We start from the raw sequence: 11818 nt of genomic DNA on the forward strand, positions 1-11818 counted from the left end.
AGTAGGCCTCAGGGCGGTTCCATTCTGAGAAAAGACTACCGACTGCGGGTGACAACGTGGACTTTTCCGGGCTTCGGGCTTACCTCCGCAGCGTCACGGGAAAGTCAGCCCCCATTCGAGCGGATCAATCGGCTGGGACGGCCTCGTCAAGGATCCCCGCAGAGTGGATGTCAAACGTCGTAGCCGGCCTCTCGTAGATCCTCGCAGAGCACGTTCACCATTGCACGGTCGTGCTGGCGAATTGCCGTCTTGTCCCATATCGTTCCGCTCTTGACCAGCTCTGCGATCAGTTGAAGCTTTGTGCTCTGTCGGACGATCTCTGTCTTGTTCGCCTTATACGGGGGCAGATTGTTACTGAACTTGGAATTCGTGCTGACACTAACAAGCGCGAGATTTCCAAACATGTGGAGCTCCTCGTCATCAGGCGTCACTAAGTCCCAACCGTCATCATCTCGGTTGGCGTCCTGAGGAAAGAAGTGCTCGACCGAGTTACGGTACACGAATGTGAAGTTGGGATCGGCCGGTAAGGCGGGGGCGGCACCCTTCGCTGCGAGAAGATAGTCAAGGTAGGTGAAAACGATTCGCTCGATGTCGAACCCACTCGGTTGGGCTCCCACAAAGAATGCCTGCTGCACCTTCTGGCGTGCGTGCGTCCGCAGAACGCGGAGAATCGCATGAGCGGCCTCCTGCTGTGGCAGGCCAATAAGCGGTTCGCGCAGGACTTTCGTGATCCAGTGCATCGTCCGCGGCGAGGTGTAGGTGACTCGCAACATTGACTGGAGCAGGAGCACCTCACGTGTTGCGTCATCAACGGTGGTGTCCTCCCGCTCCCCCTTGCCGGGTGAGAAGGCGTTGGGGAAGCGCGCGCTGGTCTTCTTAGTCCGTTTGCCTGGTTGAGGCTCTGACTCGCCGCGGGTCAAGCGCTTGAGAGACCATGCGCCATCGTCAGCGTTGGTTCCCGTGAACTCACGCTTGAGGACGTAATTGTCTAGCACGAACTTGCATTGCAGAAGAACCTCAACGAAGTGCTTAGCCCGGTCCGACCGTTGCGTCTCGGAGAGCGGTTTGAAATCGCTTTCGAAGAGTTTAATCAGCTTGCTGTCGTCGAGGTGGCCGTCGACGTCGTCCTCGCCGCCCGTTCCCCGCAGAATCTTCAGAGCGTGAAGGAGCAAGGTCGAAAACCTGATCGGTGATTCAAAGCGGCGTCGTTCGAAGTCATCCTCAGCCGGCTCCTCAGGGGTCATGGCGTAAAGCCGGAGCGCCTCCCGCAGGCTAACACCCGTGCTCCGGCTCACACCACTCCGGGCGTGGACCTGAGGCCTTTTGGGGCGCAAGTCGTCGAAGCTGGAAACCTCAAGACGGTCCCATGTCGAGCTGAAAATGTCGCTACGTAAGGCCGTCTCGCCTGGAGTCAATGCCATCTGGATATATGAGTCCATCTCGGCGCATGCGTCCCAGACCCACGCGAGGCAGGCTCTGTCGTCTTCGACTTTTCCCGCCTCACTGCGTAGGTAACTCATGAGTCGCGCCTTAACGATGTCTACCTGCTCCAGTTGCTGGCCACGGGTGTTCATGATCTCGAAGTACTTGTTCAAATCGGTTCGTACAGGAAGGATCGCTCGCACAAGCTGCACGTTATCCTCTAGGAACTTCCGAAACTTGTCCCGATCTTCGGACGTCTTGAACTTCCCCATGCGCGACGCGATCACCTTGAAGCCCACGTGGATGCCCACACCCTCGTCATCGTCCGAGGTTGTGAGGCGCGTGAGCGCGAGAGTTGCGTTCCTCCGTGATTGATACGTGAGCCGCGCCCTTGGCTCGACCTGGAGATACTTCAAGAGCATGAACAAGGTTGTCAATCGTTGTTGACCATCAACGACCTCGAAGGTCACAACACTCGTCCCGGCCTCAGCAGGCTTCTGAGCCACGATCAGGTTGCCCAGAAAGTAATCGTCGGCACCCCCCTGCGCTGCCGCCCACACATCGTCGATGAGTTGCTCGATCTGCTCAACGCCCCAGGCGTAGTTGCGTTGATAGATGGGGATCTCGAAATGCGTATCTACCTTGCCAAAGAGCTTGCCAACCGTGAACAGATTTGCATCTAGCGTTGTGATCATTAACCGGCCAATCTGTCCAATAGGCGGAGTAGATCCTGCTCGTGCTTCAGGTTGTCATCTCGCCCTCGGACCTCGACGCGTAGCCGCCGGAGTTCCGTGGCGGTCTCCGCGCTTCGAAGAAGAACAAAAGCGGATTCGTTGTCGTCCAACGAACTTGCGTACTTGTTCACGGTTACTAGCTGAAGCCGCTGATACCGTGTCCGGAGGTGGTAGGCCCACGTGAACAACCGGCGCCTAGACTCGCGAATCTCGACGTCGCCGAACCGGTTCGTGTAGTAGAGCAGCGATGCCAAGTAAAGCTCGGAAACGTACCGGTACCTTGCCCGCGACGGGAGCTCACGGAAGTCATCGTCCGTGGAGGCGAAGTTGCCCCAAGACTTCTCCTGGCCTTCGTCCCCGTACTGTTCGTCGAAGCCCTCATTGCGGAGTCTCTGTAGTTCCCCCAACATGAACGTAGCCATTTCGAAGAAGGGCCTGCCTGCAACCACGGGAGCGTCAATTTGAAAGCGGGTTCGGTTGGCCATTCGGTCCGTTTCATCGGAGTGCTCAGCCCAGGCCGCGAGCATGGGAACGGCTGTTTGAGCGGCGAGGTGGTAGCGCGCGGCGGGAGTGCTTGCCGATTTGGGCGTCAATCCCTTAAAGGAGCCGATGTGTCGCACGGCAAACCTCGGTGCGGAAAGTCCGCGCGTCCACCGCTTGATACGCCAGAGGTACGTCGAGAACAGCCGGTCAAGCTCTGCATCCGGGACGTTCTGCCAGACCTCGACGAGGGCTTCTCGCATAGCGTCAGACTCGCCGCTCATCTCGCGCAGGTGGTATGCCTTCAGCAGATCGTGTGGAAGCAGGGGCTTGCCCCGATAGTTCTGCGAGTCGAAGACCCGGAAAGCTTCGTCGGGGTCGTCCGTTTCCACACGAATGATTTCGCAGTTGTTACGGATGAAGTCAGCGAATGCCTGACTCGGCTCCTCCATGTGTTGCACCCGACGGGCCAGCTCCGTACGGACCCGAACTACGGGAGCGTCCTGGTCCTCGTGCTCTACCGGCAGGACATCGGCGGGGAACTCGCTCCCTCCGTCGAGTAGATCTAAGAGCATCGTGAGCGTCAAGAGACGCTGCTGTCCGTCGACGACATGGGTTTGGACTTCCTCAATGTCCCTGTGGAGGATGACGGCGCCGAGCACATACGAAGGCTCATGAGCCTGCTCCGCATCTGGCAATGCGTTCGGCGCAACGTTCTCTGGCCGAAATGCATTTCGGATGTCGTCGAAGAGTTGAAGCGCGGTGGCAGGCTCCCAACTGTAGGACCGCTGATAAGGCGGGATCGTCAGCCCTTCGTCCAATAGTTCGCCAACAGTGACGACTCTGACGCCCTTCTCACAATCAATAGCCACACGAACACCCCTTCTACTGATTGGGCAACCAACCAGCAGCCCGTCATCAAGACTCTAAGAGACTAGCTGCCCTACACAGTGCTTCGTGTCGATCTACCGCGAGTGTCCCATAGGAAACCCAACGGATACGTTGACATGGTTGGAAACAATAGGATCTGAGGAGATCGCATGCCAGCTACCCGACAGTCTGGCCTTGGGTTGATAGCTGCTGCCTGCCAAACCGGACTGCCGACTTCCCATGTAGCTTCCACTAAGTCAGCGGGTCGTTCTTGCGGCCGCGGTGGCCGTACAGATGCTTTTGGATGTGGCGACGGCACTAGCCGTGGGCGTGGCCGGCGAGGCGGACCAAGTACAAGGGATCCATGTCCGCAACCGCTTGCCGAGCTAAGTCAAAAGGTGAAATTACCTCGACGACAAGTAAGTAGGTGCTTGAGGGCGAGCTTGGCCGCAATATAGTTCGCCAGGAACGACTAATTTCGCCTTGCGCTTGTCCCAACCCTGACGTCCTCGAGCGAACTTTTGCTTCGACTGGGCTACCCGATCCTCCGGTGGGCAGTCGGTGCACCCGCCGGCGCGGCGGCGATTCGCGACAGTTGCACGTTGAGTGTGCCCAAACCGGCAGGTCCAGTTCCATACGTGGTTGGTCGGGACTGTCTGGGACGGTGGCATGCCGTTTCGGGGTCCGTCCCAGTCAAGGACCAGTGCAGGTTCCTTCGTTGCCAGGTCGTTTACGCCCGTCAAAAGTAATCGACCTGTGTCCACGGGACATGTTGCCTTTTCCTGTCTACACCGATAGTCGACGTTCGCAGGAAATTCATGTCCGTCAGGACAGATCCACCACACTTCGATTTCGCTGCCAGGCTTCACCATGGTTGGCGAAAGGTTTCCGTTCTTAGTTGGGTGCCACCATGCTGCGATCTCCGGGCGGGCGGTAGCTAGGTCGTTGACTCCAAGGATCAGGATGCGGCCGTTGCAAGTCTGGCAGCGGCCACCGGATTCGATGAGTTTGGCAGGGGTCCGGACGAAGGGGTGGCCCATGACACAGCGAAAATGGACTCTAGTTTTCGAGTTTCCGGCTGACACATCCGTCGGCTTCAGGTCTGGGTTGGCATCATGGTCCCACAATGCGGCGAGTTCGGGGTGACTGGTTTCCAGGTCGTTGAAGCCTGGCAGGACAGCTTTGGCGGCGCAGGCTGGGCAGCCTGTGCCGCGCTGGGTTCTGTTGATGATGTACGCCTCATAATGGTGACCCCTCTCGTCTATCCAGCCGACCTTGCGATTTGATCCTGGAGAAACCATGAATGGGGTCAATACACCGTTGGCGCTTTGATCCCATTCAGGGACGAACTTGGGCATAAGATCTCCCAGTGAATTAAGTCCGGCAATAACGCGTTGTCCGGAGCAGACGGCGCAGTGGAAGTCTTCAGTCCCGGCCCTGCGTGCATGTCCCTTTGCGGTCCGCTGAATGTGTCCGTTGTCGCAAATCAGAAGAAATTCCTTGTGCGGCGATGACGGCTGGCGGATCATGTAACGGTCCTCCCACCACTTTTCACTATCCTGTCCCACGGTTCGAAGGCAGTCCATCGACCGGTCGAATGGTTCCAGCGGGTATCCGGGCTCCGACGGATTCACAGCGGGCGCCGGGATGATGAACGGCTCGAACCTGTCCACCGGAGCCTCACCCAAAAGTGTGGTTCGAACCCAAACGGCCGAGGGCCTCAGGAGTAGCCACACTTCGTCACATAGTTCCGGGGTGCAGCCGGTAACTCTGGTTTCCAGGATTGCGGACATCTTGGAGTAACGAATGGCGAACGTTACCGTTTCGTCCAAGGTCGCGGTCTGAATGTCGGGATCCGTAACGGCGTCCAGCACGTCCGCGATCGCGGGAAGGTCACTTGGATGGGGGACGCCGAGATGTTCGTTGCTGCGGGCAGAATCGATCCGGCAAACCACCTCGTCGAGCAGTGTCTTGGAGGCTCGTCCTGTGGATAGGAGAGCGTGGATCCTCAAGTCCGCATCTACTACGTCGCTGCCGATGCGTTCCAGTGCGTGGGTTCCAGCTGGGTGGGGAGCAAATTTTGACGGCCGCTTGGGTGAGGGGCACGGCGCGACCCACCGGCGATGAATGTGGCAGGTATACCTTCCTCCGCTCCATAGGTACTCAATCCCGGGCTCGCCGAAACACTCTTGGCACAGATGCGAGGAGAGCGCCAAATTTCCCGCCGGCGAGGTCAGCGTCCCTCTCGGCAGTCTGCAGAGCGCCTCACAGATATCGACCATGCGTTCTGAGGTCTGGCCCACGGTCGCACGCCTGCCACTGACTCGGGTGGCATCGCAGTAAGCAAGGTGGCTGATGACTCGTTTGGTGGCCTGTAGTTTGCGTTCCAGGCGGCTGGCGAAACTGTAAACGGTCTCCCCCGGCCATCCCTTGATGCGCAGTGGAACAGGCAGGGGAACTGTCCGTGACCAACCCGCGTCAGACTGAAGTGCGGAAGACTTTCGCACGCTTAGCTGCACCCCTTAACGGCGCTGACGGATAGACGCGTGTGTCACCGAGCTCGGCCGAGTAGTCCCGTATCGAGCTTTCTAAACAAGCCCTGGTGAGGCACTCGTTCCTAGGTTCATCCTGGAGGATTAGGGAGGCGGCGGCGTCGAATAGCACGGCTTTGAGCGTCCCGATAGATCCGCCGGTGTAATCGTGGAGCCACTCGGCCTCGGCCCGCAGGGTCTCCGGGTTCGTTGCATAAAGCGGCAGCGCCTTGGCGAATGCGCCAACGACCTTTACCCACTCATCCGCTTTCTGGGCCGTCATCTTCCCAGTGAAATCGCTGACGTTGACGTTGAAAACCCGCCTTTTCAGCTGCAAACCGGCGTCTCCGAGCAGGAGTCCTGACTCCCCCAGGTTCACCCCCGAGTACACGATGGTTCCCTCAAAGTAGTTCGTAAGGTCCTTCAAGTTATTGACTGCTGGTCGGGACGTGGACTCGGCTCCCCTGAGCATCTGAACTTCGTCCAAAACGATCAGTTTCGTGCCAACTGCCGGCAGGACATGCTGCAACATGGCGGCCAAATCCGTTTCGGTGTCGCTAGTTTTGAACGGCACTGCAAGGAACCTCGCGATCCGTTGAAGTGTGCCCTTGATGGTACGGGTCGCCGGGATGGAGACGTAGATGACCGGCACAGTCCCTTCCGCTATTGCGCCCGGGTTCTCCTTTTCGTAGCTGGCCAAATAGTACTGCATCAAAGCCACACAGGCAGTGGACTTGCCGGACGATGCAGGCGCCGAGAGTATGACGCCACGCCGCCCCACCAGCGAACCGTCATTCATTAAAGAGGCCTTCGTGAACAGACGGATGAGGCCGCTGATGGTGTCGGTCTTGACGATCATTCCGCCGGCCATGAACTTGACACGCGCCTCGTTGAATCGCGCCCGCCGGTCGAGGTCCATTGCCTCGTAAGCGAGCAAGTCCGCTGGGGTGAAGTGCTCACGACCAGGACCCAACACACGGCTCAGGGAGATCCAGTTCATCAAGGAACTGTCATTCTCGGGCTTGCGGAGCTGTTGGAACAGGTCCTCGGTCATGATGACCTGGCTGCGTCAGTCATTGTCATCCTCGTAGGATTCCGGATCGAATATCTCATAGGCGCCCGTATGCCCAGCATCCGCCCAAACCTCGGACGGGCCCCTCGGCTCCTCTACAATCCTTGGCCGTGCGTGGGCAACTCCCTGTTGGGCGTCAAGCCTCTCTTTGGCTTCCCGCTCCTGAGCCTCGCGGAATTCCTTTTCCGCCGCGGCAGAGACGCTCTTCACGAAGAGCCTGGAGGCTTCGCCGCGCTCCTTCTCCGGGATTTGGAACCCGTACTGTCTGGCGGCCTCCGCCATCTCACGAATAGCCCGAGAGAAAGGCGAATCGAAGGCATCGGAGTTTACCCATGGACATTCGATATATGATCCTGCGTCCGGGAATCTATCCAGGGTCGGAATGCGCACCCACACAACAGCCGGGTTATTCGGGTCGTAGCGGACCCGCCACAGGTCACCGGTCAGCTTGTCGCCGGATGGCTGGCCCCGGTACGGGCCCAGCATCCGGCTGTCATACCACCTGTTGCCGATCGTGATTCCCATTGGGCCGATCACCCGGTCGACCACGGAAAGCAGACTCACGTAAGTGTCCGGGTGGATGGGGACAAAGAGGCAACCGGTCCGATAAGTGAGCGCCTCGTACATGGTGTTGGGGCTGTAAAGGATCGCCGGATGTTCCGGGTTTCTCAAGGCCCGGGTCTCTAGATTCTGCCACACGTGTCTGAGCCACAGATCCAGCACCCAAGCGACTGTGAAGATGCTTAGCAGGCCTGCCTGCTGTTCGATTTTGCGGCCTCGGGTGTCAGGGGATCCACCGGTGAAACCGGGGAGGTTTCGAGCAAATAGGTCCTTGATGGTCCGGTTGAGCCGTTCCACGATGGCCTTGTCTGATCCGGTGCCCGGAGCGGCGTTGGTGACGTCGATGCAGAACCCCCGGCATGCGAGAAGGAATGCATCTGACTGGTAATCCAGTCCGTTGTCCATGATGAGGCGCCGGGGCACGATGATGGGCCTGCCCGTGTCCTTGCCCTCGAGTTCCTGGTCGACGAGCGCTTCAGCCCAGGGCAGGGTCCGGACTTCATTTAGGTTATACGGCAGTTTAGGGCCCGGCCTTGTCTCCGGGATCGACAGTGACTTCGCCAGTAAATATGCCAGGTCGACGCCCTTAACTCTCTTCGTCAGCATGGCTGCCGTCACGGTATGCGTCGCTTTATCGATGAACGTGGTCAGGTTAGGACGGAATAGTTCGCCTTTATCACCGCGAACGAGCAAGTCCAGCACTGTGGAGTCGATTTGGATTTCTTCGCCGGGGGCGAATGCTGGGCGTCCGGCCATCTGGCGTTTCGGTGCGCTTTCGTGGCTGCGGCGGTTTTTCGCGCTGCCGGTGGTGTCGCGGTGCTCGGTAAGGACATGGAACTTCCGGCGAAGAGTCCTGTTGGATGGCAGAACTGACAGTTCGCGCGGGTACGTCTGGATCCAGTCGACCCGGACCTCGGTGATCAGCTGCTCGGTCGTGGGCGTGGACTCATTCCTGGCCCTATCGATGCGGCGGATCATCATCTTGTACAGCCGCGGGTCAATGTTAGCGAACGGGTCCACGACGCGGTGGGAGCGTCCATCCACCAGTCCGGTCGAGTCCCGCCTTTTCAGCTTGCAAACGAGCTTCTTAAGGTTGGACCGGGAGGTGCCAGGCATGTTCGAGCCAGCCAAATCAGAGGCCTTCCTGTCAAGTCGTTCCTTTTGATTAGTTGTATTCGGGTCGTACTCCGGCCGGTACGTCATCGCGCCGTGCGGCTTGCCATATGCCACCTCCTCGATGTGGTCCTTGAACGTCATCCTCCACTTCGAAAGCTCTACAGGTTTCGCGCCGGCGGCACGGACGGCATCGATGTTGTCCAACGGAATCTCGGACAGTCCGATCCTGCGCATGACAGCCGAGTATGTCATCGTCAACGTCTCACCGGTGAGCGTGTTGAACAGAGAGAGGTTAGAGCCTTGGCGCCCTTCAACCATGTAACCGATGCCGTCCATTATGACGAGCCTCGCCAAGTCCAACTCGAGCGGACTCCTATCCATTGCATTCTCCCTTCGCGGATCGTCTGTCAGACCTACTTCGGCTTCTGATGCTCGCCAGGCTTCGCGTCGGCAGTGCGGACGCCATCGACGATGTCCCTCGGAGGATCGAGCAGTCCGCTCCGGCGCATGACCTCCGCATAGGTGGTCACGAGCGGCTTGCCGGTAACTGGGCTGCAAAGTACGAAATCGGAACCTGGGACCCCTTCGACCACGTACGCGATGCCGTCCATGATGACAGGCCGTGCAATGTCCAGTCCGAGCGGCCCCCCTCCGGGCAGGGCTCTCGCTCGGCTGACCGCCTTTTGTTTTCCGTGCCCGCCGGTCCCTATGGTTCATCATGGCCGTTCAATGAAGAGCCCGTTCAAGTCCCTGGATCTTGCCGAGGGGCGTGGTTCAACAGTGCATGGGCCAACAAGGACGCGGTGTATACACCCTTTGCACCCTTCGTGGCCTTGTCCTCCATGATGAAACGGGCAGCCTGGTCAATGACAAAGGCCACTTCAGGACGGTAAAGCGCCCCCTTACAGCCGCACACAAACGCGTCCAACCCCTATGGTGTAGATCTCCACGATTGGCTGCTTGTTCAACATTCTCCTCACGCCTTCCAGATAAGGGTGTCGTCGTCTAGTGGTCGGGACCCGTCATAGCTCAGGACCCGCTTGAACATTAGGTGGAAAATGGCCGGCAGATGCCGCCATCCAAGGTTGGCATCCAACTCGCGCGCCAGATCCATCAGCGCGGTGGGGTCGGCCGCTAGCTTAATGATCCGGCCTGCCAGGTCGGCATCGGGTGCCGCATACCAGTGGCGGTAGCCGGCGAGCCAGACCAGGTTGTGACGCTCGTATCCGAACAGCGGCTCGATGACCGCGTAGCCCCATCCGAGCTGTTTACAGAGATTTCCAGTCCGATTGAACTTCGCTATATCTCGCAGAGTCGTGAAGTGCATGTCGCGGACGTCGATGACAATGATGCCGCCGGCGGTCCGGACCGCATAGTCAGGATAATGAGCCATCTCACCGCGAAGTAGGCAACAGCACGGCTGCGATGCTATCGAGGCGACCGACATAGAGTGCTCGATCTGCATAAGCGCCACATATTCTGTCATGGATTCATACCAGACCTGCTCGCACGTTTGTCCAACGACGTAGTAGCCGTCGTGGTTTATGCGCTGTGGGTACTTGTATCCCGCACGGCTGGGAATGGCCCGGGTGATGTCGCCAGTGAATGGCGTCCCGTCTACGACATGCATTTCCCCGAGTGCCGCAGATTCGGGGTAGCGCCAGCGAACTTCTTCAAACCCGTCCTTGATACTGATATTCCGGTAGGGGTGCGAGGATTTTGCCCGATTCCTGCGAAGGTATTGGAATTCTTGGGTCGGATCGGTCGTGGTATTTTCTCCGCTTATATCGTCCATGGTGGCCTACTTCCGCGTATCTACTACTGGAGATTCTCCGCCGTGGTCCTGCAAGGCACAGTTCGACGGCGCGCCAATTCCGCCTCCCACAGTTATATTCACCTGTGGTTCTTCCGGCACACCCCGCCCCTCAAGCGTCCAGCAGGGCCAATCTGCTCGTATCTGCCGACCTGCCCCATGGCCGCGCGCCTCCTGACCTGAACCTGACTCATCAGAGGGCTATGCTGCTTCTTCACGGTCAAGTTGGCCTGGCTTCCTGTCTCGTCCCGCCCCGTCATGACCGACCTGGCATGACGCCGCAGATTACGCTGGTCACGGATTACGAGGCAGCCACGACACGGGTGTGCACTTCTGTTCGACAGTTACCGAATTAGGTATATCGGAGTCATTTAATCATCTCCGTGATGAACTAATCTTCAGTGAGTTTCAATGCAATTGTCTCACTTAACTACGCGCAGAGCAAGAATCTAGGACGGCTGGATTAATTTTCCAAAACGCCATAAGTACACATCTTGACGGCTTCCATCAAATGCTGCGCGCCTGCAATTGCTACACAAATTGGTATTTACGTCAAAAGAATCAATTATCTCTTGTGGGCATACTGAAGCATCGGACGAGCGCCCTAAGGATGATCGACTAGTTTCGAACCCTACTCATAGTTGGCCCGAAGGCATGTGGGACGAGGTCGCTACCAAACAACCAGTTCTGGAGCCGACCAGACCAAAGCAAGGGACGAGTAGGCTCCCACCTCCGACCGGTAAAATGATGTCCTCCCCCGCTCCACCTATGCGAAGGATCATCCGCGCAATGACTCACGACGAACCAGGGCTCTTCGACTTGCCCGAGGCCGCACCCCCACCTCCGGTCATCGAGGACCCTCTGATCTCGCCCGAGCAGATCGCGAGCATTCGCAACGCCTTTGACACCGCGCGAATCGCCGACATGGTCGAGCGTCAGGAGGTCATTCAGAGCGGCGTGATTCGGAGGATCTCCAACATCCGGGAACTGTATTCACGCGAAGTGCGCCAGGTGCTGGTGCGCATCGAACGGTGGGGGAAAAAGTCAGAGGCCAGCTCCGGCTCAGCTTGGGACAACCGCGAAGAAGACACCTGGATCGACAAGCTCTAGAGTCCGCCCGACGGAAACCCCACAGCTCGCCGGGCAAGACGCGTGGCATGACCCCAAACACGCATCGCAACATTGGTAATGTAGACCAGTGGTGTCTCAAAGTTTGGTT

The 11818-nt window shown here is 58.4% G+C and carries 8 protein-coding genes; 1 reads left to right on the forward strand and 7 read right to left on the reverse strand.

All coding sequences use genetic code 11. The annotated features are described in order from the left end of the window. Positions 1–170 precede the first annotated feature (170 nt). The 7 genes from FYJ92_RS10655 to FYJ92_RS10685 form a co-directional block, all read right to left on the reverse strand. Positions 171–2117: a DUF262 domain-containing protein gene (locus FYJ92_RS10655; protein ID WP_185260718.1), complete on the reverse strand. Its 1947-nt coding sequence runs from the start codon at positions 2115–2117 to the stop codon at positions 171–173. Continuing rightward, positions 2117–3508, reverse strand: coding sequence for a DUF262 domain-containing protein (locus tag FYJ92_RS10660; RefSeq protein WP_185260719.1), 1392 nt, complete (start codon positions 3506–3508; stop codon positions 2117–2119). The genes FYJ92_RS10655 and FYJ92_RS10660 overlap by 1 nt, the downstream gene beginning before the upstream one ends. A gap of 402 nt (positions 3509–3910) precedes the next feature. Then, complete coding sequence (locus FYJ92_RS10665) at positions 3911–5518, reverse strand: zinc-ribbon domain-containing protein (protein ID WP_185260720.1); 1608 nt, start codon at positions 5516–5518, stop codon at positions 3911–3913. A 466-nt stretch (positions 5519–5984) separates the two neighbouring features. After that, positions 5985–7091, reverse strand: a complete 1107-nt coding sequence (locus FYJ92_RS10670; protein WP_185260721.1) for a TniB family NTP-binding protein — start codon at positions 7089–7091, stop codon at positions 5985–5987. A 15-nt stretch (positions 7092–7106) separates the two neighbouring features. Further along, positions 7107–9167, reverse strand: a complete 2061-nt coding sequence (locus tag FYJ92_RS10675) for a Mu transposase C-terminal domain-containing protein (protein WP_185260722.1) — start codon at positions 9165–9167, stop codon at positions 7107–7109. A gap of 32 nt (positions 9168–9199) precedes the next feature. Then, positions 9200–9397: a hypothetical protein gene (locus tag FYJ92_RS10680; protein ID WP_185260723.1), complete on the reverse strand. Its 198-nt coding sequence runs from the start codon at positions 9395–9397 to the stop codon at positions 9200–9202. A 365-nt stretch (positions 9398–9762) separates the two neighbouring features. After that, the gene (locus FYJ92_RS10685; protein WP_185260724.1) at positions 9763–10581 is read right to left on the reverse strand and encodes a TnsA-like heteromeric transposase endonuclease subunit; all 819 of its coding nucleotides are present in this window, start codon (positions 10579–10581) and stop codon (positions 9763–9765) included. 807 nt (positions 10582–11388) lie between these two features. Here FYJ92_RS10685 and FYJ92_RS10690 point away from each other — a divergent pair. After that, positions 11389–11709 carry a hypothetical protein gene (locus FYJ92_RS10690; protein WP_185260725.1) on the forward strand — a complete coding sequence of 107 codons (321 nt, stop codon included), beginning with the start codon at positions 11389–11391 and terminating at the stop codon, positions 11707–11709. Positions 11710–11818 lie beyond the last annotated feature (109 nt).

Origin of the sequence: Pseudarthrobacter sp. NBSH8 (genome assembly GCF_014217545.1) — a bacterium.
Taxonomy (GTDB): domain Bacteria; phylum Actinomycetota; class Actinomycetes; order Actinomycetales; family Micrococcaceae; genus Arthrobacter.

What these genes read in the sequence shown, in the direction of transcription:
- FYJ92_RS10655 (WP_185260718.1), bottom strand. Translation starts at nt 2,117, where the DNA reads ATGATCACAACGCTAGATGCAAATCTGTTCACGGTTGGCAAGCTCTTT.
- FYJ92_RS10670 (WP_185260721.1), bottom strand. Translation starts at nt 7,091, where the DNA reads ATGACCGAGGACCTGTTCCAACAGCTCCGCAAGCCCGAGAATGACAGT.
- FYJ92_RS10675 (WP_185260722.1), bottom strand. Translation starts at nt 9,167, where the DNA reads ATGGATAGGAGTCCGCTCGAGTTGGACTTGGCGAGGCTCGTCATAATG.
- FYJ92_RS10680 (WP_185260723.1), bottom strand. Translation starts at nt 9,397, where the DNA reads ATGGACGGCATCGCGTACGTGGTCGAAGGGGTCCCAGGTTCCGATTTC.
- FYJ92_RS10685 (WP_185260724.1), bottom strand. Translation starts at nt 10,581, where the DNA reads ATGGACGATATAAGCGGAGAAAATACCACGACCGATCCGACCCAAGAA.
- FYJ92_RS10690 (WP_185260725.1), top strand. Translation starts at nt 11,389, where the DNA reads ATGACTCACGACGAACCAGGGCTCTTCGACTTGCCCGAGGCCGCACCC.